This window comes from Paraburkholderia acidisoli (genome assembly GCF_009789675.1).
Taxonomy (GTDB): domain Bacteria; phylum Pseudomonadota; class Gammaproteobacteria; order Burkholderiales; family Burkholderiaceae; genus Paraburkholderia; species Paraburkholderia acidisoli.
The window spans coordinates 672,953-695,253 of record NZ_CP046914.1; the positions used below are offsets into that span (position 1 = coordinate 672,953).

General features: G+C 62.1%; 19 protein-coding genes. 10 read left to right on the top strand and 9 right to left on the bottom strand.

What is annotated here, in order from left to right:
* Positions 1–39: 39 nt before the first annotated feature.
* The 4 genes from boxA to FAZ98_RS17230 form a co-directional block, all read right to left on the bottom strand.
* Positions 40–1,293, bottom strand: a complete 1,254-nt coding sequence (boxA, locus tag FAZ98_RS17215) for a benzoyl-CoA 2,3-epoxidase subunit BoxA (RefSeq protein WP_158952515.1) — start codon at positions 1,291–1,293, stop codon at positions 40–42.
* 82 nt (positions 1,294–1,375) lie between these two features.
* The gene (boxB, locus tag FAZ98_RS17220; RefSeq protein ID WP_158952516.1) at positions 1,376–2,803 is read right to left on the bottom strand and encodes a benzoyl-CoA 2,3-epoxidase subunit BoxB; all 1,428 of its coding nucleotides are present in this window, start codon (positions 2,801–2,803) and stop codon (positions 1,376–1,378) included.
* 86 nt (positions 2,804–2,889) lie between these two features.
* Complete coding sequence (boxC, locus tag FAZ98_RS17225; RefSeq protein ID WP_158952517.1) at positions 2,890–4,581, bottom strand: 2,3-epoxybenzoyl-CoA dihydrolase; 1,692 nt, start codon at positions 4,579–4,581, stop codon at positions 2,890–2,892.
* A gap of 125 nt (positions 4,582–4,706) precedes the next feature.
* Positions 4,707–5,654 (bottom strand): helix-turn-helix transcriptional regulator, encoded by a 948-nt coding sequence (locus FAZ98_RS17230; RefSeq protein WP_233272792.1) that lies wholly within the window; start codon positions 5,652–5,654, stop codon positions 4,707–4,709.
* A gap of 252 nt (positions 5,655–5,906) precedes the next feature.
* On the opposite strand from FAZ98_RS17230, the gene FAZ98_RS17235 reads away from it, so the two are divergent.
* From FAZ98_RS17235 to FAZ98_RS17260, 6 genes are all read left to right on the top strand, one after another.
* Positions 5,907–6,377: a DUF4863 family protein gene (locus tag FAZ98_RS17235; RefSeq protein WP_158952518.1), complete on the top strand. Its 471-nt coding sequence runs from the start codon at positions 5,907–5,909 to the stop codon at positions 6,375–6,377.
* A 138-nt stretch (positions 6,378–6,515) separates the two neighbouring features.
* Entirely contained in the window at positions 6,516–8,111 is a 1,596-nt protein-coding gene (locus tag FAZ98_RS17240; RefSeq protein WP_158952519.1) for a 3,4-dehydroadipyl-CoA semialdehyde dehydrogenase, read from the top strand.
* Between the two features lie 142 nt (positions 8,112–8,253).
* The gene (locus FAZ98_RS17245) at positions 8,254–9,894 is read left to right on the top strand and encodes a benzoate-CoA ligase family protein (protein WP_407672106.1); all 1,641 of its coding nucleotides are present in this window, start codon (positions 8,254–8,256) and stop codon (positions 9,892–9,894) included.
* Positions 9,895–9,902: 8 nt separating this feature from the next.
* On the top strand, positions 9,903–10,724 hold the full coding sequence (locus tag FAZ98_RS17250; RefSeq protein ID WP_158952520.1) for an alpha/beta fold hydrolase: 822 nt from the start codon (positions 9,903–9,905) through the stop codon (positions 10,722–10,724).
* A 238-nt stretch (positions 10,725–10,962) separates the two neighbouring features.
* On the top strand, positions 10,963–12,366 hold the full coding sequence (locus tag FAZ98_RS17255; RefSeq protein WP_233272793.1) for a sensor histidine kinase: 1,404 nt from the start codon (positions 10,963–10,965) through the stop codon (positions 12,364–12,366).
* Complete coding sequence (locus tag FAZ98_RS17260) at positions 12,363–13,388, top strand: response regulator (protein ID WP_158952521.1); 1,026 nt, start codon at positions 12,363–12,365, stop codon at positions 13,386–13,388. Before FAZ98_RS17255 ends, FAZ98_RS17260 begins: the two co-directional genes overlap by 4 nt.
* A 40-nt stretch (positions 13,389–13,428) precedes the next feature.
* Here FAZ98_RS17260 and cqsA read toward each other — a convergent pair whose 3' ends face one another.
* Together cqsA and FAZ98_RS17270 are read right to left on the bottom strand one after the other, a co-directional pair.
* Positions 13,429–14,727, bottom strand: a complete 1,299-nt coding sequence (cqsA, locus tag FAZ98_RS17265) for an alpha-hydroxyketone-type quorum-sensing autoinducer synthase (protein WP_158952522.1) — start codon at positions 14,725–14,727, stop codon at positions 13,429–13,431.
* Positions 14,728–15,494: 767 nt separating this feature from the next.
* Complete coding sequence (locus tag FAZ98_RS17270; protein ID WP_158952523.1) at positions 15,495–16,664, bottom strand: GGDEF domain-containing protein; 1,170 nt, start codon at positions 16,662–16,664, stop codon at positions 15,495–15,497.
* Positions 16,665–16,952: 288 nt separating this feature from the next.
* On the opposite strand from FAZ98_RS17270, the gene FAZ98_RS17275 reads away from it, so the two are divergent.
* From FAZ98_RS17275 to FAZ98_RS17290, 4 genes are all read left to right on the top strand, one after another.
* A complete protein-coding gene (locus tag FAZ98_RS17275) occupies positions 16,953–17,237 on the top strand; it encodes a DUF2795 domain-containing protein (RefSeq protein WP_158952524.1) in 285 nt (94 codons plus the stop codon).
* Entirely contained in the window at positions 17,221–17,736 is a 516-nt protein-coding gene (locus tag FAZ98_RS17280) for a response regulator (RefSeq protein WP_233272794.1), read from the top strand. The genes FAZ98_RS17275 and FAZ98_RS17280 overlap by 17 nt, the downstream gene beginning before the upstream one ends.
* Before the next feature lie 483 nt (positions 17,737–18,219).
* On the top strand, positions 18,220–18,723 hold the full coding sequence (locus FAZ98_RS17285; RefSeq protein ID WP_158952525.1) for a PRC-barrel domain-containing protein: 504 nt from the start codon (positions 18,220–18,222) through the stop codon (positions 18,721–18,723).
* A gap of 168 nt (positions 18,724–18,891) precedes the next feature.
* A complete protein-coding gene (locus FAZ98_RS17290; RefSeq protein WP_158952526.1) occupies positions 18,892–19,422 on the top strand; it encodes an RrF2 family transcriptional regulator in 531 nt (176 codons plus the stop codon).
* Positions 19,423–19,481: 59 nt separating this feature from the next.
* Here the strand turns inward: FAZ98_RS17290 and FAZ98_RS17295 are convergent, their stop codons facing one another.
* The 3 genes from FAZ98_RS17295 to FAZ98_RS17305 form a co-directional block, all read right to left on the bottom strand.
* Positions 19,482–20,687: an NAD(P)/FAD-dependent oxidoreductase gene (locus FAZ98_RS17295; protein ID WP_158952527.1), complete on the bottom strand. Its 1,206-nt coding sequence runs from the start codon at positions 20,685–20,687 to the stop codon at positions 19,482–19,484.
* Positions 20,688–20,956: 269 nt separating this feature from the next.
* Positions 20,957–21,118: a DUF1328 family protein gene (locus FAZ98_RS17300; RefSeq protein ID WP_158952528.1), complete on the bottom strand. Its 162-nt coding sequence runs from the start codon at positions 21,116–21,118 to the stop codon at positions 20,957–20,959.
* A 205-nt stretch (positions 21,119–21,323) separates the two neighbouring features.
* Positions 21,324–22,178 (bottom strand): alpha/beta hydrolase, encoded by an 855-nt coding sequence (locus tag FAZ98_RS17305; RefSeq protein ID WP_158952529.1) that lies wholly within the window; start codon positions 22,176–22,178, stop codon positions 21,324–21,326.
* Positions 22,179–22,301 lie beyond the last annotated feature (123 nt).

The following is a 22,301-nucleotide window of genomic DNA, read 5'->3' on the forward strand; positions in this document are numbered from 1 at the left end:
TCGCCGGGCTTTCGCGCTCATACCGCGCTCATCCCATACTCAGTAAGTTTCCAGATGCAGGCGCCCTTCGCGCTTGAGCCGTTCCCAAAGCGCATCCCAACTCAGGGCATGTTTTTCCGCGATCTCCTGCAAGGTCTGTAACACGCCGTCTTCCATACCCTTCAGGCCGCACACATAGATATGCGTATTGCCGTCCTTGAGCAGCTGGGCGACATCCACGGCGCGCTCGCGCAGTACGTCTTGCACGTAGCGCTTCGGTTGGCCCGGCGTGCGCGAAAAGGCGAGATTCGTGTCGATGAAATCCTTCGGCAAGTTCATCAGGGGTCCGAAATACGGCAATTCCTGCTGCGTACGGGCACCGAAAAACAGCATGAGCTTGCCCGTTGCACCCTTGAGCCTGCGACGGCGCCGATACTCGGTCATCGCGCGCATCGGCGCGGAACCCGTGCCCGTGCAGATCATCAGCAAGTGCGAGTTCGGATGATTCGGCATCAGGAACGTGTTGCCGAACGGCCCGATCACCGTCACCGTATCACCCTTCTTCAGATCGCACAGATAATTCGAGCAGACGCCGTCGGTTTCATTGCCGCCGTGGTCGCGCGTCACGCGCTTCACCGTGAGCGAGACGTTGTTGTAGCCGGGACGTTCGCCGTCGCGCGGGCTGGCGATCGAATACTGGCGCGCGTGATGCGCGCGTCCTTCGGGCGTCGCTCCGGGTGGCAAGATGCCGATCGACTGACCTTCGAGCACAGGAAACGGCATCGCGCCGAAGTCGAGCACGATGTGATGAATATCGCTTTCCGTGGCGTCGTCGGTGAGGCGATAGTTGCCGACCACGGTCGCCGTGGTCGGCGCCTTGTGCGTGTAAAGATTCACGTAAGGGCGCGCGGCGGACCACGGTGGCACCGTCGATCCACGCACGAGGTCCGAGCCCGCAACGGTCACGTCCGGCGCTTCAGCAACGGGCGTGGCCGCGGCGCCCTGCGCCAACGGCGCCTCGACGGGCGCGCTCACCGAAGCGCTTTGCGTGGGCAACTCGTCCCACGTGTATTGCTCGTCGATGCTGTACGCATCGGCTTTGAGCACGTTGCGCCAGTTGTCGATCGCACCGGTCGGGCACGGCGGCACGCATGCCATGCAGCCGTTGCAGACCTCGGCCTTCACCACATAATTGGTGCCGTCGTGCGTGATCGCGTCGATCGGACACGTTTCTTCGCACGTATTGCAGCGTATGCAGATTTCAGGATCGATCAGGTGTTGCCTGAGAATTTCCACGGGGACCGGACCGTTCATGATGTGTCTCCCACCGCGGCGCGCCCGTGGGGAGGTGCGCGCCGCCGTTGCTTCGTGTCGCCTATTGGTAACCGAAACGGTTTCAGTTGAAGCGAATGTATTCGAAATCGACGGGTTGACGATTGATGCCCATCGCCGGCGGCGCGATCCAGTTGGCGAACTTGCCGGGCTCGATCACGCGACCCATCAGCGAGGCGACATACGCACGGTCTTCCGGCGTCGGCAGCCACTTCGCCTCGTTCGCGGCCCATTCGCTGTCGCTCAGCACGCGGCCGTCCGGCGAAACGCGCACGCCCGCGAAGGTACCGATCTGCCGGTTGAACGCCTTGTGCGGCACGGTCAGGCGAACATCGATGCCAGCCTTTTCGAGCACCTTGTTCCAGCGATTGACACCGGCCACCGAGTCCTTGATGTAGTCGTCGCGCAGCACTTCGTTCATTGCGTTGAGCATCGGCACTTCACGCTCGACCAGTTTGCCGTCCTGCACGTCGAGCAGGCGATAGTGCTGGCCTTCGAGTTGATGATCGTCGTCGCGCTTCGTCTCTTCGTAGCGGCCTTTGAGGCCAGCGCTGTAGAACGTGGCGGCATTCGACGAGTGATCGGCGCCGAACAGATCGATCGTGACCGAATAGTGGAAGTTCAGGTAACGCTGCACGGTATCGAGATCGATCACACCTGCCGCACGCAGGCGGTTCACGTCGTCGGTCTTGAGTTCGTTCATGACCTGCGCGGTACGCTGCACGACGCGCGAAATGCCGGACTCGCCCACGAACATATGATGCGCTTCTTCCGTCAGCATGAACTTCGTGGTGCGCGCGAGCGGATCGAAGCCCGACTCGGACAGCGCCGAAAGCTGGAACTTGCCGTCGCGGTCGGTGAAATACGTGAACATGAAGAACGCGAGCCAGTCCGGCGTTTTCTCGTTGAACGCGCCGAGAATGCGCGGATTGTCGTCGTCGCCCGAACGGCGCTCCAGCAATGCTTCGGCTTCCTCACGACCGTCACGGCCGAAATAGCGATGCAGCAGATACACCATCGCCCACAGGTGGCGCCCTTCCTCCACGTTCACCTGGAAGAGATTGCGCAAGTCGTACATCGAAGGCGCGGTGAGGCCCAGATGCCGTTGCTGTTCGACCGACGCCGGTTCCGTGTCGCCCTGGGTGACGATGATACGGCGCAGGTTCGCGCGATGTTCGCCCGGCACGTCGTGCCACGCCGACTCGCCCCTGTGCGCACCGAAGTTGATCTTGCGATCCGCCTCGCTCGGCGTGAGAAAGATGCCCCAACGATAATCCGGCATCTTCACGTGATCGAAGTGCGCCCAACCGCCCGCGTCGACGCTCACCGCCGTGCGTAGATACACGTCATAGCCGTGCGAGCCGTCCGGGCCCATGTCGCCCCACCACGAAAGAAAGTTGGGCTGCCATTGTTCGAGCGCGCGTTGCAGCGTGCGGTCGTCGGCGAGGTTGACGTTGTTGGGGATCTTTTCGCTGTAATTGATCGTGGACATTTCGGTTCCTTGCGGCCGTTCATGGGCCGCATCGAATGCGGCTGGTCGGTGGAAGATTCGGAGGCGTGCGTGTCGTACCGCGCGAATCAAACGCGCGCGACGTCGAATTGCGCCTTGCTGCCCTTGCCGTACACCTTGAGCGCGCCTTTCTCGCCCACCGCATTCGGCCGGTTGAAGATCCAGTTTTGCCACGCCGAGAGGCGCCCGAAAATGCGTGTCTCCATGGTTTCGGGACCATTGAAGCGCAGATTCGCTTCGAGGCCGGTGAGCGCGTCGGGCGACATCACCGCGCGTTCCTCCAGCGCAATGCGGATCTCGTCGGCCCAGTCGATGTCGTCCGGCGATGCGGTCACGAGACCGAGGCGCTCCGCTTCCACCGCCTTGACCATCTGACCGATTTTGGCGCGTGCCGCGTCGAGCGGTTCGGATTCCTCATAAAACCGTCGCGCCAGTCTCGACTGATGCGTAACCATCGGATAAAGGCCGAAATTCGCCTCCGAAAGCGTGATGGCCGGTTCCTCGTCTTCATTGGCGGGCAGCGCGGCCATGTAGGTGCGGTCGGCGGCGAATGCGAACTCGGCGAGCGTACCGGTGAAGCACGAGCCCGGCTCGATCAGCGCGAACAGCGAACGCGACGAGACGTCGATACGGGCCAACGTGCGGCGCAGCATGCCGATGGTTTCGCGTACAAACCAGTGATCGCGGTGTGCGAGCAACGCGGCGTCGGCGGCGAGCACATGGCGTGCGTCGCCTTCCGTCTTGAGGATCCACGTGCCGATGTCGAGTTCGTTGGTGCGCATCGAGAGAATCGCGTCGTCGAGTTCACGCGCGAACTGCAGTGGCCACCACGACGTCCCTGCGGCAACGATCGCTTCGATGTCGGCGGCGGGCGCCGCGACCGGCGCTTTCGCCGTAAAAGTTGCAATGCGTTTCGCGCGGTCGATGGCGACCTCGACGGTCGCGTAGCTCAGGCCGTTCTCGTGTTCGACGCGCTCGATGCGCGTGAGCGCGACGCCCTGTGCGTCGGCGGGTCGGTCGCTCGTTGCCGCCAGTTCCAGCGCACGCGCTTGCACCGCCTGGCCGAACTGATTGGGCTTGACGACGTCGTCGACGAGACGCCATGCCTTCGCGCGCTCGCCGCGAATGCCTTCCACCACGGTGCAGAAAATGTCCGCGCGATCGTGGCGCACCTTGCGCTTGTCGGTCAGACGCGTGAGACCGCCCGTGCCGGGCAGCACGCCGAGCAACGGCACCTCGGGCAACGCCACCGACGAGGAACGGTCGTCCACCAGCATGATTTCGTCGCAGGCGAGCGCCAGTTCATAGCCGCCGCCGGCACAGGCGCCATTCACGGCTGCAATAAACTTCAGGCCGGAGTGACGCGACGAGTCCTCGAGGCCGTTACGCGTTTCATTCGTGAATTTGCAGAAGTTGACCTTCCACGCATGCGTGGAAAGGCCGAGCATGAAGATGTTGGCGCCCGAGCAGAACACGCGGTCCTTGAGGCTCGTCAGCACGACCGTGCGCACTTCCGGATGTTCGAAGCGAATGCGCTGGATCGCGTCGTGCAGTTCGATGTCGACGCCCAGATCGTACGAGTTCAGCTTCAGCTTGTAGCCGTCGCGAATGCCGCCGTCCTCGGCGATGTCAATGCCGAGCGTCGCGACGCTGCCGTCGAACGTCAGTTTCCAGTGCCGGTACTGCGAGGGGTCGGTGCGGTAGTCGACCCGTTGCGCAACGACCGGTTGCGGGGCGACGGCGGTGTCTGCTGCGGCCATGAGTGTCTCCTGGTGTGCTTTCGTCATTCGTTGAATGAACGATAGTGCAACACCCCACCCATGTAAAGCACTTTAGTGCATTTTAATTCCGGTCAGGGGTAAACCCCGGTGCAGTAAAACGCATCTCAATCGACACGCGGCGCTTCCGCGCCGAGCCGGGCCGCCAGCCGGTCGCGCAGTTGCAGATACGTGTCGGCGAGCGTCCTTTCGCTGGTCTCGAACGTCATGTCGGCCCGGCCATACAACTCGGCACGACCGGCCAGAATGCGCTTGAGATCGTCCATCGCCTCGCGGTTACCCGACATCGGCCGTAGATCGCCCTGCGCGACCACGCGGCGCATGTGCTCTTCGGGCGTGGCCTGCAGCCAGACCGTGAAGCAGTGCGCGAGCAGCATGTTGAACGTGGAGGGTTCGGACACCAGCCCGCCAGGCGACGCGATCACCGCGCGCGGGTGCTCCGCAATCACGGCCTCGAGCGCGCGATGCTCGTAGCGCCGGTAAGCGCTCGCCCCGTACAGCGAATGAATTTCCGAAGGCGGGCAGCCAGCCAGTTGCTCGATCACGCGCGTGAGTTCCACGAACGGCACCTTCATTTCCTGCGCGAGCATGCGCCCCAGCGTGGATTTGCCCGCGCCGCGCAGGCCGACGAGCGCGATGCGATCGTTGCGATGCGGGTCGGCGGGCGCCTGCGAGAACATCTCCGCCAGCGCGACGCGCGCCCGCTGCAACGCCGCCTGATCGCGCCCCTGGAGCAGTTCGCGAATCAGCAGCCATTCGGCAGACGATGTGGTGACGTCGCCGATCACTTCCGCGAGCGAGCAGTTCAAGGTGGCCGCGATCTGCCGCAACACCAGCACCGACGCATTACCCACGCCCGACTCGAGATTCGCCAGATGACGTTCCGAGAGGCCGGTTTCCGCCGCGAGCGTCTTGCGCGTCATGCCGCGCCGCGCGCGCAGCAGCCGCACGCGCTCGCCCATCGCCGTGAGGAACGGGTCGCGTTCGACGCGCTCGCCCCGCGCGACGTCGTCGGCGAGATCGGCGGGCGGCTCGACAACGTAAGTTTGCTTCATCTTCTGAGACCTCTCAACGCGAATTTATGTACTATAGTGCTTGACATGCACTTTGCGGACGGTTAATTTTCGACCAAAAGTGCAATCGACGACAAATATCAATTTGTTGGCACCGGCGCCGCGGCTGATTTCGCGACGACGGCAACGCCCCACGATGCGCCAGCAGTTTGTTGCATGCTGGCGCCAAAGCCCCCATCTCGCATGGGACCGGCGCCAGCCCATGCGATGGCGTCGGATCGACAGGAGACACGCATGTCGCCGCAAGAGTTCGAACGCCTCGTCGCAGGCGTGACCGCGCAGATCGCCGACCGACCGCTCGATGATGCACTCGACGCGTGGCTCAACGCCACCTGGCCGGACGGCAGTCCGACGTTCGAAGCGCTTGCAGAAGCCTGCCGCGCCGGCGTGGCCGAAGGTTGGCTCTGTAACCGCGAAGCGGGCGGCTTGCGCTACGGCCGCATTTTCAAGGCGCTGCCCGCGACGCACGGTTTTTCCGTTGACGTCGTGAGCATGAAAGATATTGCCGGTCCGCACCACGCGCACCCGAACGGCGAAATCGATCTCATCATGCCGCTCACCGCGGACGCCACCTTCGACGGCCGGCCGGCGGGCTGGTGCGTGTACGGTCCCGGCACGGCGCACCGGCCAACGGTCGCACACGGCGAAGCACTCGTGCTCTATCTGCTGCCCGCAGGGGCAATCGAATTCACTCAGGCGGCTTGATTCGCTCGAATCTCAATTCGTGCACTGCGTTGCATGCACTGCATGACCGGCACTGCCGGTGCCGCGATGCATGACCTGCACGCCCGCGCGTCCTTCTGGACGCACTTTGCTTCCTGTTTTGCCGACGAGGCCCATCGCATGACTTCGCTGCTTCCCAATTACGTCGCCGGCCGCTGGGTCGCCGGCACTGGCCCCGCCACTCCGCTCGTCGATCCGGTTACCGGGGAAACACTCGTCAGCGTGTCGAGCGGCGGACTCGATCTGCCTGCGGCGTTCGATCACGCCCGCACGACGGGCGGCGGCGCGTTGCGCGCGCTCGGCTATGCGCAACGCGCCGCGAAACTCGGCGAGATCGTCAAGCTGCTACAAGCGAATCGCGACCGCTATTACGAAATCTCGCTCGCCAACTCGGGCACCACGCGCAACGATTCCGCCGTGGATATCGACGGCGGCATTTTCACGCTCTCGTATTACGCAAAGCTCGGCGCTTCGCTCGGTGACAGCCATGCACTGCGCGACGGCGACCTCGCGTCGCTCAGCAAGGACCAGAGCTTCGGCGTGCAGCACGTGCTCGTTCCCACCCGCGGCGTCGCACTGTTCATCAACGCGTTCAACTTCCCGTCTTGGGGCCTTTGGGAAAAAGCCGCGCCCGCCTTGCTCTCCGGCGTACCGGTAATCGTCAAGCCCGCCACCGCGACCGCATGGCTCACGCATCGGATGGTCGCCGACATCGTGGAAGCGGGCATCTTGCCCGAAGGCGCGATATCCATCGTCTGCGGCAGCTCGGCAGGCTTGCTCGACCCGATCGGCCCCTTCGACGTTGTCTCGTTCACGGGCTCGGCGCAAACCGCCGCCACACTGCGCCGGCATGCCGCTTTCGTCGAACGTGGAGCGCGCCTGAACGTCGAGGCGGACAGCCTCAACAGCGCGATTCTTTGCGCCGACGCCGCGCCGGGCACCGAAGCCTTCGACATGTTCGTGAGCGAAGTGGTACGCGAAATCACAGTGAAATCCGGGCAAAAATGCACGGCGATACGGCGCGCGTTCGTGCCCGCCTCTCATCTGGACGCAGCCGTCGCTGCCATCACGGCGAAGCTCTCGAAGGTCGTCGTCGGTAATCCGCGCAACGATTCCGTGCGTATGGGTTCGCTCGTGAGCCGCGAGCAACTGGCGCATGTGCGCGACGGCATTGCGGCGCTTGGCGAAGAGGCCGAGCTCGTGTTCAACGGTGCAACGCTGCCGCTGGTCGATGCCGATGCCGCAATCGCGGCTTGTATCGCGCCGCATCTCTTCGTCATGAGGAATCCTGACGAAGCACTTCGTCTGCACGATGTCGAGGTGTTCGGCCCCGTCGCCACGCTCGCGCCTTACACCGTGCGCGACGACGTACTGCCCGAAACCCATGCTGTCGAGCTGGCCCGGCGCGGCCAGGGCTCGCTCGTCGCCTCGATCTACGCCAACGACAGCACGCATCTCGCACGCGTCGCGCTCGAACTCGCCGACACGCACGGCCGCGTGCACGCGCTCTCGCCTTCGGTACGCCAAACCCAGACCGGACACGGCAACGTCATGCCGATGTCGCTGCACGGCGGCCCCGGACGCGCGGGCGGCGGCGAGGAACTGGGCGGCTTGCGCGCGCTGGGCTTCTATCATCGCCGGGCCGCAATCCAGGGATCGGCCGAAACGTTGGGCGCACTCGTCGACGCCGGCGTGCAAGCGTCCAGCCCCAGCTAGTCGAGCTGGACAAGCGCTTCGAACCCGCAGGCAGGAACCGCAACAAGACGAGAACGATTCAACCGAGACCAGACGATCGACGCCGCCGCGACGCTTCGCGGTGAAGCCACGCGATCGCGGCAGACAGAGTGGAGACAACAACGTGGACATCCAGGCAGCGTCGCCCGAACCCGCCGCCATCGCGGCAGCGCCCCCCGTGCCGGCGGCCGAACCGCCGCCCGCGCAATTCAACTTTGCCACGCACCTGTTCGCGCTGAACACCGCGCGCGCGGCGAAGATTGCCTATATCGACGATAACGGCGCGCTCAGTTACGCCGAACTCGAAACGCGCGCACGTCGCTTCGCAAGTGCGTTGCGCGCGCTCGGCGTGCATGCCGAAGAACGTATCCTGCTCGTGATGCTCGACACCGTCGAGTTGCCGATCGCTTTTCTCGGCGCGCTCCATGCGGGCGTGGTACCCGTCGTCGTCAATACGTTGCTCACTTCCGCCGACTACGTCTACATGCTCACGCACAGCCGTGCGCGGGTCGTGATCGCATCCGGCGCGGTATTGCCTACGGTTGCAGCGGCACTCACGCAAGTCGAATGTGAGGAATGCAAACTAATCGTTTCTCAGCCCGTGCCCGACGAGGCCACCGTTTCGAACGCGGCGGCGCACACGCACGTGCTCGCCGACCTCGTCGCGAGCGCCGAACCCGCGTTGCGCGCCGCACCCACCGGTTGCGACGACATTGCGTTCTGGCTCTATTCGTCCGGGTCGACGGGCAAGCCCAAGGGCACGGTACATACGCACGCCAACCTCTACTGGACCGTCGAAACCTACGCCAAGCCCATCCTCGGCATTCAGGAAAGCGACATCGCTTTTTCGGCTGCGAAACTGTTCTTCGCTTATGGTCTGGGCAACGGGCTGACGTTCCCGCTTTCCGTGGGCGCGACCACCGTGCTGATGGCAGAACGCCCCACCGCCGACGCGATCTTCGCGCGCCTCGTCAAACATCGCCCCACCGTGTTCTACGGCGTGCCCACGCTTTACGCGAGCATGATGGCCTCGCCGAATCTGCCCGCGCGCGCCGACGTCGCATTGCGCGTCTGCACCTCGGCCGGAGAAGCACTGCCGCGCGAGATCGGCGAGCGCTTCAGCCAGCATTTCGGCAGCGACATACTCGACGGTATCGGCTCGACCGAAATGCTGCATATCTTCCTGTCGAACCGCCCCGGCGCGGTCGAGTACGGCACGACCGGGCACCCCGTGCCGGGCTATGAAATCGAACTGCGTGATGAAGCGGGCCACCTCGTGCCCGATGGCGAGATCGGCGACCTCTACATTCGCGGGCCGAGCGCGGCCGTCATGTACTGGAGCAATCGCGAGAAGTCACGCGCGACATTTCTCGGCGACTGGGTACGCAGCGGCGATAAATATCGACGCTTGCCCAGCGGCGCCTATCTCTATGCGGGCCGCAGCGACGACATGCTCAAGGTCAGCGGCCAGTACGTGTCGCCCATCGAAGTGGAAATGGTGTTGATGCAGCACGATGCGGTGCTAGAAGCCGCCGTGATCGGTGTCGACCAGGGCGGACTCGTGAAGACCTGCGCGTTCGTCGTGCTCAAGCGCGCGGCGCAGGACGTGCCGCCCGAAGCGCTCGTCGACGAATTGAAGGCCTTCGTGAAGTCACGGCTCGCGCCGCATAAATATCCGCGCGATATTCTCTTTGTCGACGATCTGCCGAAAACAGCGACTGGTAAGATTCAACGCTTCCGTCTGCGCCAGCAACTTCAGCCGTGATCGACACCATGACTCAAAGCGAATTCGCGACCCTTCCCGCCACTGCCACGCGCGACGCGCTGCGCATCGAGTATCGATGGATCGGCACAGCGCGTCAGGACGCACCGCTCGCCGTATTTCTGCACGAAGGGCTGGGCTCCGTCGCGATGTGGAAAGACTGGCCTGCCGCCTTGTGCGAACGGCTCGGCATGCGCGGGCTCGTGTATTCGCGTCCCGGCTACGGACGCTCCACGCCACGCGCGCACGACACGAAATGGCCCGTGAATTTCATGTCGCATCAGGCTCGCGACGTGCTGCCCGCACTCCTCGACGCGCTGGATATCGGCGCCGCCGAGCGCGCCCGTATGTGGCTCGTCGGCCATAGCGACGGGGCCTCGATCACGCTGCTCCACGCCGCGGCGTTTCCCGATGCCATCGCGGGAGCGATCGTCATTGCGCCGCATGTGTTCGTGGAAGACATTTCGGTGACCAGCATCGCCGAAGCGAAAGTTGCGTACGAAACCACTTCGTTGCGCGACAAGCTCGCGCGTTATCACGACGACGTCGATTCGGCATTCTATGGCTGGAACGATATCTGGCTCGATCCGGCTTTTCGCGCGTGGAATATCGTCGACGAGATCGGGACGATCAGCGCACCACTGCTCGCAGTGCAAGCGCACGACGACCATTACGGCACCATGGCGCAGGTCGAGGCGATTGGCAACGTGGTGAAGCATGCCCGCGTGCATGCGCTGCCGCATGGCGGTCATTCACCGCATCGCGATGCGCCGCAATTGCTCGACGACGTCATCGTGCAGTTCATTGCGTCCCACCGCGCTTCCGCAGCCTGACGTTGCGCTCTCCACGCGCACCAATAGCGTGCGCGTCTTTCTCGCAACTTCCTTTCAAATATGAGTTTTTGATGTGATCCGATGCATTGCGCATTTCAATCACTCGCAGTAGTACGACGAATACCCTTTAAGGGCCGAAACCATCGCATCATCGCAATCCTTTGGTGATATCGTCTCCCATGAGCGCTGCGGGGGCAGCGCGGGCTGATTCTCCAGTCGAATGACTCGGGAAATCCCCATGGCGCGAGCAGGCGCGCCACGCCGCGCGGGGAAAGCCAGAACGATGAGCGATTCCATTCAGATGAATGTCTCGAACAACTCGCTGCGACTTCGGCGAGCATGGGCGTCGATGCGTCCGCGATTCGTGCGCGCTTTCGCGCCGGCGCTGCGCAATCTGCAGTACGTCAAGCGGCGCATGCGTCCGCTCGCGGTGGTCGCGAGCCTGGGTTTTCCGCTGTATTACTACGTGTGGAAGGACCTCTTCCCGCAACCGTACGAGAACCTCACGCTGCGGCTGATCGGCTCGCTGGTATTCGTGCCGGTTCTCGCCTTCGATCATTGGCCCACGCCGCTCAAGAAGCTGTTGCCGTGGTACTGGTATTGCGCAACGCTCTATGCGCTGCCGTTCTTCTTCACGTTCATGCTGCTGAAGAACAATGGCAACGAAGTGTGGGTGGAAAGCGCGCTCATCGCCGCATTCGTGATGGTGCTGCTGCTCGACTGGCTCATGCTCGTACTACAGTTTTTTGTGGGCATTGGCCTCGCGGTCATGGCGTACTGCCTCACGACTGATCCCATCGTATTGGGTTCCAATTACCTCACGCATCTCGCGATCTTCTCATTCGCCGTCGCCATTGGCGCGGTGGCGAATTACGATCAGGACCGTATTCAGATCGAACAGGAGCGTGCCATGCTGGCCACCGCCGGCAGCGTCGCGCACGAATTGCGTACGCCGCTCGTGGCCATTCGCGTGGGTGCGGCGGGTCTGATGCGTTATTTGCCCGCGTTACTCGATACCTATCTTCTCGCGCAACGGCATCGCCTGGCCGTGCCGAAGATACGCGTAGCGCATCTACATTCCATGCAAGGCGTGGTGGGCCGCATCGAACAGGAAGCGCTACATTCGAATGCAATCATCGACATGCTGCTCGCCACCGCGCGCTTCACTGGCAACATGCAAAACGCAACATCATGCTCGATTGCGCATTGCGTGGAAACGGCGCTCGCACGCTTTCCATTTCGCGAAGGCGACCGCCGTCGCGTGATCTGCAATCTGCGTCCCGACTTCGCGTTTTACGGGTCGGAAATGCTCACCGTGCATGTGCTCTTTAATCTGCTGAAAAATGCGTTCCGGCATATGGGCAGCATTGAAGGCGCACAGATTTCGATTCGTCTTGAATCAGGGCAACGTGCCAATCGATTGATTTTCAGCGACACAGGAACCGGTATTTCTCCAGAGGTCTTGCCGCATATCTTCACGCGCTTTTATACTTCAACCACCGCCACCGATGACGTGACGCTCGGAGCAGGAATCGGGCTGGCATTCTGCCGCGATGTCATGCAAGCGATGGGTGGAGCGATCACCTGCTCCTCCGTAAAAGGCGAATACACCGAGTTCGTTTTGACATTCCCAGCGCCATGACGAAAGCCATTCAGCCGTTCTCGTATCCGACCACCGTCGCGTTCGTCGACGACAGTGCCGCGTTCCTCTCGAACCTGAGCCTACAACTCGAACCCGACCTCGCGTTCCGCCTGTTCAGTTCGCCCAGCGAAGGCCTGAAATACCTCAACGGCCGCACGCTGCCCGATCAGGCGCCGGAACCCATTTTCAGCGCTTACCTCGATCGCACCGAAGAAAACGATGCGCATCAGGTTATCGCCATGCGAGTGGACGCCATTCGCAGCCTCGTGCACAACCCCGCGCGCTTCAATTCGGTTTCAGTCGTCGTGGTCGATTACGACATGCCCGAGTTGAATGGTATGGAGTTCTGCCGCCGCATCACCGACCCGTCAATCAAGAAGATCGTGCTGACGGGTAAAGCCGACGAACACCTCGCCGTAAAAAGCTTCAATGAAGGGCTGATCGATCGCTTCATTCGCAAACACGAAATGGATGCGGTGGATACGCTCAATCAGGCCATTCGCGATATGCAAATCGCGTATTTCGATCGTTGTTGCCGCACGGTGCTCGATGCGCTCTCGGTTTCCGAATATGCGTTTCTTAAAGATCACGCACTCGCGGCGCATGTCGCTGGCATTTGCGATTCATTGGGCATTGTCGAACATTATCTTTCTTATCAACCGCATGGCTTGTTGATGTTCGACGGCGAAGGCACCGCTTACCTGCTCATCATTCACACCGAAGAGTCACTGCGCGGCGTGCGTGAAATTGCCGTCGAACAAGGTGCGCCCATGGGTTTCCTCACCGAACTCGACAGTCATCGCACCTTGCCTTATTTCTGGCGTACCGAAGGCTATTACCCGGCGCAATGCGCGGAATGGCAACCCTATATGCATACGGCCTCGACCTTCGAAGGCGACCGGCGTTATGTCTATGCCATCGTCAAGAAGCCGGCCGGTCTCGCGCTCGACAACGTCATGCCCTACGACCGGCATCTCGACCAGCTCGATCGCGAGATCCAGGCAGCGTGGGATTCGCACTGAGTTGCGCGATACCACGCTGTCGCCCAGCTTCGGTCGCTGACTACGCCGCCACGGCCACCATCGGCATACTCACCACCGGCTGCGGCATGCGCGTGCGCACGCGGCCCACGCGTTCATTGCGGCGCGTGGAAGGCCAGTTCCACATCTGCACTTCGTCGCGAATCTGCTCGCACACCTCCACGATACGCTCCAGTTCCTGCTCGCTCAGCGCCGCATTGATGGAGATGCGCACCAGCGAACGATTCTGCGCGGTAGCGGGCGCGCAAAACACCGAACCGAAGATGCCGCGTCGTTCGAGCGCATCACGCAGTACGATCGTCTGCGGTTCGGGGCCTGCTTCGAGCGCGATGATCTGCGTCTCGCTGCCGTTGAGGTTGTAGCCGAGTTCGGCAAGGCGCGCGCGTACATAGCGTGCATTGGCTGCAAGACGGGCGCGCCGCCAGTCTTCGCGTTCGATCACGTTGAGCGTGGCCGCCAGCCCCATCACCTCATGCGGCAATAACGTCGAGCTGAAAATCGCGGGCAAGGCCTCGCATTTGAAATACTCCTGGAAGCGGCGCGAGCAGCTGATGAAGCCCGCGCGCCCTGCAAAGGCTTTCGCCAGACTCGCGGTGCGAAAGTGCACGCGGTCGACAAGACCGAGTTCCGCCACCATCCCCGCGCCGCTCGGCCCATGCGTGCCGAGCGAATGCGATTCGTCGACCACCAGCACGCAGTCGTGCTCCGCGCAAACGTCCGCGATGGCCGCGAGCGGCGCCACGCTACCGTTGGTGCTGTAAACCGAATCGACGATCACGACACCTGCACCGTAACGCTGAATGCGTTGCTCGAGATGATCGACATCGTTGTGGAAGAAACTAATTGCGCGCGCGCCTGCGCTACGTATGCCTTCCCACAATGACATGTGCGCCATCATGTCGACATAAACCGGCGTTTGCGCATTGGCGATCGATTGAATGAGTCCGGTATTCGCGGCAAAACCGGATTGACACAGTACGCCGGCTTCCGCGCCCATATAGGACGCCAGCCGATCTTCGAGCTGGAGTTGCGGGCAATCGTCGCCGTGCAGAAAAACACCCGACATCAACAGACCATTGCCTTCCGAGCGTATGCTCCCGCACATCGCGTCGAGAATTTCCGGGTGTCGTGCGATCGAGAGATAGTCGTTGCTCGACAGATGCAAGGCGCGGTCATCTGCCACGCGTCCCTTCATGATGTGCCCCCCGGCCCAGCTTTCCTGCACGCGCTCCGTGTAATAGCGATCGACACGTGCCGCAAGAAACGCGGGCAACGCCGCGTCGTTGTTGTGTGCGCTACGCCAGTTGCTGCCAACTTTCATCTCAGGCTCCTTGTGGTGAGGGCCGCCCCCGAAGGCGACGCGACGCGTCGAAAGACACGCTCGGGAAACCGGCCCGTAATGCGCCCATGGCGACGCCCCGCGCATGCCTTGCATGCCGGGTGAGACCGCTAATGAGCTTTTGAATGCGGGTAATGCAAAGACTGGCGGGCGCGTTTGTCGCGGCGCGCGGCCGAGACCATCGACCGGCGGCGCCAGAGCGCGCGGAAATCCGATTGAATGCGCAACTGAATGCGCATTGAAAGCGCGAGTTGTCGCGTATTCGAAAGCGGCACGCCATCACGCGTTTCCATTGTGTGACGGTGCCGCTGGCGCCGATATACCGGTGCGGCGTGCGTTCTCGTGAACGCGACTCGCATCGACGGCATGGCGCGGGATCGAGTGGCGAAACCCGGAGCGAATCCAAAACTCCATGCGCGCGCACGGCGCTGCAAGCAGGCGCCTTCTTATCCGCACGAATCGCGCTTCGCGTGATCGCCACTGGTCACAAGGGAAGTAACGCCTGCAAAAATGGAGGCGCGTCACGATGGCTTTCTGTCCATGCACGCCGAGCAGCGAAAAATAAAGCAAGCTGCATGCGACGTCCGCCGCGCCATTGATAATTATCGTTTAAAAACAGCGGCGTTACGGCTTTCTTGAAGGGCAACTATGCGATGCGCATGTCGAATTCATGCGCTAAGAGAGGTAGGGTACAAACATTTAAAACTCACTCACTCAATTCGCATAGCGAGTGTGTCGCGGAGTACGTTTCAGGCAATGACCACGCAGTCACGGCCGCGCGTTTTGGCGAGATAAAGCGCGGCATCGGCGCGCGCCATTAGCGTGGCAAGGGTATCGCTGGAATGAAATTCGTCGACACCTGCGCTAAATGTAAGGCTTTCTTGCGGGCCCCGTTCGTCTTCGCTCGCGTCCGCGTCGGCACTCCGGCGCACGGCGAGTATCGAGCGACGCAGTTCATCGAGGCGACGTACGGCGTCGTCGCGTGTCATATCCGTGAACAGCACGGCGAATTCTTCGCCACCGAGCCGCCCGAATTTATCCGATGCACGCACACCGTTATTCACGATGCGCCCGAATTGCGCGAGCACGCGGTCGCCCGTGGCGTGACCATAGCGATCGTTGACGGCCTTGAAATGATCAATGTCGACGACCGCCAGCGTGAGGCGACGCTTCTTGTTGCGCGCGGCTTCGAGCAAGGCGCCCGCTTGCGCGAGAAAGGCGCGCCGCGTGAGTGCGCCGGTAAGCTCGTCGAGATTCGCGAGGCGTTCGAGGCGCTCCGCCATGCGATCGTGTGCGAGCAGCACCATGCCGATCGACAGCGAAGGCAACACGAGAATGCCCAATGCGAGCCACGCGACATTGAGCGGCGAGAAGTCGAGGAGGTTGTGCTGTTTGACGTAGCCGCTGCCGTACATGAGACCGCGAAGCGCATGCGCGAACGCACCGAACCATGCCGCCATGGTCACGAACCGATAGCTGTAGACGGGCCGAGCCGCCGGCCGGCAGCGCCAGGCGAGCCAGCCGATCGACGTGTAGATCGCCGCATGAAACGCGGAAACCACCGCGATGCGCGCCCCGAGACTCGGCTGGACCCAATACCACCAGGTGATGCCGGCGGCCAGCACGACACAGCCCGCATAAGCGGCATTCACTCGCGGACGCAAGCCGAAAAACTCGCGGCATCCTTCGTGTACCCGCACGATGGCGAGCGCAAGCAGCGTGTTCGACACGAAAACGGTCAACACCGGCACCCCGAGCTTCTGCAGACCCGCGAGCAGCAGCGCGACACTCGCCATCACATACGCGCCGATCCAGCGACTGACACCGGGAATACGGGCCGGTCGCAACGAGCCGAGGATCGCCAGGCTCATGATGCTCGACAGCACCGTGACAAGAAGGATATTGACCGGATCTAGCATGAACGACGGTTCGCACCGGATTGTCGGCGAAGCACCGCGAGACTCGAGCGCGGAAAAGGCCGATGCACGGCGAAATCAGAGGATATGGCTATGTTTACGGCATTCGCCCTGAAAGCTTCAATCTTTCCGATCGATTTTTTATTTTTTAAAATGCGCAAATATTACCGATTTAAACCATCGAATAACACGGGATAAACGCGGCTCTCACGGTTATCGCTTACCTTTTAAACACATTTCAATGCGGGTACGCCATCTGCGGTGGTGCAGCAACCTTGAAAGGAGACGTCGATGAACCCCGCTCCCTCCCATGCCTCCGCCGTAGCATCGCGCGACATTGCCAATGCGCTTGCCGACCGCGTTCAGAGCGCGCTCGACGGTGTCACGTGGCCCGCCCACCCCGCCACGCTGCTCGAGTGCGCGGCGGGCTACGGCGCCGGCCGCGACGTCATGGATGCCCTGCGCGGTTTGCCCGACGAGGCGTACGGCAGCTTCCCGGAGGTCTCGGCGTCGATCGTCGCGACACAGATGCGCGCCCATCAAAGCGAATCGGCTCCTGATGGCACGACTCACTGAACGATCCGCCCATTCCGGACGCGGCAACCGGGAACGCGATTTGCGCGCTCTCGTCAAAATGCCGGGCATCCTCGGCTCGCCGCGACAGGCTCGCAAAAAACAAAGGCCCGATCGCCACGATTGGTCGCGCCGCTCAGGTAAACGACGTATGGCTACTGTATTGCTCGTCGACGACGACACCAATGCGCTGAATGCACTCAAGGAACTGGTCGGACAGGAAGGTTATCGGGTCCGGACCGCGGCGGACGGCGCCGACGCGCTGCAAAGCGCCCTCGACGATCCTCCGGACGTGGTGATTTCCGATTGCATGATGCCCCGCATGGATGGCCTCTCCCTGATGCGGGAAATGCGCCGTAGCAACAAACTCGCACGCATTCCGCTTGTGCTCGTTTCCGCGCTCGTCACGCCGCCCGCCGACGCCGATGTCGTGGGTTTTCTTCGCAAACCCTTCGCAGTTTCACAACTGTTCGACATTCTGCATCGCGTCGCGACGCCTTGAATATCGCGTCGTTCCTTCGGCCTTTCCACGCAGTTCCCGCATTTGGCGAATCACGCGATCCTTTCTTCGAGGATCGCTTTTTCGTTGGATAGCAATTTCTTTGCGATCCTAAATAATTATCACGCGGCACGGCGAATGCGGGAATCAGGCATCGGGTCACCCGCCTATGGGATCGCACCCTCAACCCGCGTTGCCACCGGGCAACGCGTCCAATGAACGGAGGTTCGTATGAGGGAATACGCAGGCCGCTCGCACGACGAGCGCACGGCGCAACGCAAGAGCCGGATTCAACCCTCGCAGGAGCCGCCAGGCGGTGACATGGCGGTTCCGGGCACGGAGCCCGATGCGGCGCATAGCTGCGGCGAACTCTCTCGAGAAGGCAAAGATGTCTGGCGTCGTGGCGCTGGTATCGACGGTGGTGGCAAGTGCCGTTGATGCACGTGCGCAAGACGATTCGTCCAATTCCGCAACAAGGAGAACTTCATGGCTTATACCCAAACCCAGAATAGTTCGGTTTCAGGCGATGGCAACGGCGCGCGCATTGTCGGTAGCGACTCGTCGAGAACAGCCGGTCCGGGGCCTTCCGTGATGGCGTCCAGCACGCTCGACGGCGATCGCGTGTTTAGCTCGAATGGCGACGAGGTCGGCAAGGTAAAGGACATCATGATCGACGTGCAAAGCGGCCGTATCGCCTACATGGTGATGTCGAGCGGCGGCTTTCTAGGGATCGGCGACAAACTGCTTGCCGTGCCTTGGAACGCACTCACGCTCGACGCGGATCGCAAATGTTTCGTGCTCGATCTCACTTCGGAACGTGTGAAGAACGCGCCGGGCTTCGACAAGGGTCACTGGCCTTCCATGGCGGATCGCACGTGGGCCAGCTCCGTGCATCAGTATTATGGGCGTGAACCCTACTGGGGCTCGGACCGCGGACTCCCGCTCGAAGAACCGGGCGAGCCGCCCGAAGCAGGCGGCGTGAAGCTGTAAAAACGCTGGTCACACACTTCGATTCGGCGGTAGATGAAACGGCACGGGTTTGAAACCCGTGCCGTTTTTCGTTGCTGCACGATGATTATGTTTCTCACGCAACTGCGGGTCGGATCATCCCGTGGTACGCTTCAAACTCCGATCCATTCAGTCGCGGTAACGAGTTTCATGGCCACATCGTCTTTTATCAGCACCGGCGTCGAGTACGGTTTGCACTGCCTGCTCTATCTCGCGGGCACGTCCGCGGGCGTGCGCGAAGCCAGCGTGCGCGATCTTGCGGAAATGCAGGGCGTACCCGTGGATTACGCTGCGAAGCTGTTCACGCGGCTCGCCAAAGCCGGGCTGGTCGCGTCCACGGAAGGCGTGCGCGGCGGCTTCGCACTCGCGCGGCCCGCGCAGGACATCAGCGTGCACGACGTGGTCGAGGCTATCGACGGCGATAAAGCGCTGTTCGACTGCCGCGAAGTTCGCACGCAGTGCGCGCTATTCGACGAAGAGGCACCGGCGTGGGCCACGCGCGGCACCTGCTCGATTCATGCAGTCATGCAAGCGGCCGAGCGTGCCATGCGCGAAGAGCTCAAACATCACACGCTCGCGGAACTCGCCTCGCGCGCCAATGCAAAAGCGCCCGCATCGCACGGGCGCCATGTGGTCGAGTGGTTCAGCGAACGCGCGGCCAACCGGCGCGGCGATCGCTGAACTTCAACTCGCGCTGCTCGCAACGCAACTCACTGCGTGACGAGCCGCGCATACAGCCACTAGGCCACGACGATACGACGCGGGTCGGCCGCGGCGAACGCCTCCTCACGTTGCGCACGCGGCGGATAAATCCACTCGGTATTGATGCGGTGTTTGAGTTGCTTCGCTTCACTGCCCTTGAGCTTGACTTCACGCTCCCAACCCTCTGTGTACACCGCTCCCCACGGACCGAGGTCGAGACAGGTCACATATTTCGGCTGACTATAGGGAATGGCTTCGAGGCCGAGCAGATCCGCCGCCACGTTATGACCGGCCGAGCGCCCCAGATTCATGGCGTGCTGGCACGACATCATCGTGTAATTGCCGGCGTCGTCGGTGGCCGCGCGGGCGACGTCGCCCGTGGCGTACACGCCCGGCACACCCTCCACCGCCAGGTTGCGATCGACGTAAAGACGCCCCGTGGCATCGCGGCGCGCGGAAATCTGCTCGGTGAGCGTGCTCGCGCGCAAGCCGGCCGTCCAGATCACCGTGTTCGAGTCGATGCGCGTGCCGTCGTCCATCGGCACGCCATTCGCGTCAACTGACGTCACGCCCGCACCTAGGCGCCACTTCACGCCCAGTTCGCGCAGCGCTTCTTCGATCACGGGGCGCGGACCCGCGCCGAGATCGGGACCGATCGCTTCCGCTCGCTCGACGACCACCACGTTCACGTTCGCCTGTTCGCCCAACGCGGCGCGCAAGCGTGCCGGCATTTCCGCGGCCGTTTCGATACCCGTGAAGCCGCCGCCCGCCACCACCACCGTGTTGCGTGCCGGCGTGTCCGCCGCCTGCGCGAGCGACTTGATGTGGGCTTCCAGTTCGGCCGCTTCGTCGGTTTGATCGACGCTGAAGGCATACTGCGCAAGACCCGGAATGGCCGGGCGGAACAGCCGGCTACCCGTGGCCAGCACGAGCCTGTCGTAGTGCACCGTGGCGGCCTCGCCCGTCACGCTCACCATGTCGACCTCATTGCGGTCGACATGAATGCGCTCGACCGTGCCTTGCACGAAACGCACACCCACGGCGTCAAAAATGTCCCTGAGCGGCGCCTTCATATTCGCCGGCCCTTCTTCATACAGGCGCGGACGCACGTGCAAGTGCGGATCCGGTGCGATCAGCATGACTTCGATGTCGCCGCGACCGGCTTCGTCGATCAGACGCGCCGCGCTCAAGGCACTCCACATGCCGGCGAACCCGGCCCCGATAATCAAAATGCGCTTCGACATGTATTTCTCCAAAGGCGCCGCGTGTTTGCGTCGCACAACTCGGATTCTATGAGTCGTAGTTAAAGAGCGCAAGTCTTTTGGTGGAAACGCATGGATGAAATTTCGGCAAGGAGGAACCGCGCGGCCGATGCGGTCGCTATGCGCGGCGGGGTTGTCACCTGACGACGAACGTCATCGGGCAACGTGCGTCAGCACTTTTCGCAGACGACAAAAGGCGCGCGTTGAATCCAACGCGCGCCCTTCTCATCCTGTTGGGTCAACGCCTGACGTCAGCGTCGCACGACACCCATAATGAGCGTGACCAGGAAGATCACGAGGAAGATGAAGAACAGGATCTTCGCGATGGACGCGGCGCCTGCCGCAATGCCGCCGAAGCCGAACACGGCCGCGATGATCGCGATGATGAAGAAAATGACTGCATATTGAAGCATGTTGTCCTCCAGTCGTCGGTTTCGGTTTAACGAGTTCATTGATCACGCCGTAAGCTCTCAGCAAACGCGGTGCCTGACATCACAACGCGATAAGACTGCGGCTTCATACGGCTCTCCATACGCATACGCAAGCCGCGTGCCGCGATGGCGGAATCAACTGACAAATGAAATCGCGCCCCGCGAGGGCGAGAAGGAGGTCGGGGAATCAGGCGGTTTGCGGATGCCAGCCGCCGCGCTGAAACGATGTAGAGAAAAACAGCACCTGGTAGCGAATCGAGTTCGACCAGTAGTTCCAGTCGTGGCCGCCGGGGCGCTCGGCATAGTCGTGAGGCACGCCCAGTTCGACCAGCTTTTCATGCAACATGCGATTCGACTGCACGAAGAAGTCGCTCACCCCGCAGTCGATAGTCAGTGCAATATGCGCATGCTCGAAGGCCCGCGCGCTTTCGACAATGGCATTGCTGTTCCAGAACGAAGCGTGCCGCGCGGGATCGCCGAACACGTCGGAGATACCCGGTTCGTCCTCGCAATTACGCGGATCCACCGCGCCGCTGATACTGCCCGCGGCACCGAACGTATCGCGCCGGTCGAGCGCAATGCGCAACGCGCCGAACCCGCCCATGCTCAAGCCGGTAATAGCGCGAGTCTCGCGTGTGGCGAGCGTGCGGAAATGCGTGTCCACATAAGACACCACTTCGGTGCCCACATAGGTTTCATAACGACTGCGCGGGTCGTACGGGCTGTCGATATACCAGCTTTCGTGGCCGCCGTCGGGCATCACGAGTATCACGTGATACCGGTCGGCGAGCTTGCCAATATGCGTGTTGGATGTCCAGTCGGCGTAATTGCCGCCTGAACCGTGCAGCACGTAAATCACCGGGAAGCGCGCTGCCTTGCCGCGCGCGTAGTCGGCAGGCAACACCACGGTTGCATCGAAAGCGCGATGCATGGCGGCACTCGGGATTGAGACGATTCGCGTCTGAAACGCAAGCGCGGGCCCACTGAACAAGGCCCCGAAAAGCAGCGCCAGAACGAGCCAGCCTGCACGGACATTTGCCATGAGAAGTCGCTCTTTGTGTTGTTCGCCACGAAAGACAACTGCTTTCACTGACTCTAACAAGGACCACTTACAACCAAATTTCAACGCGCCATACGAATTGTCAGGTCAATCCCAAATGTTATC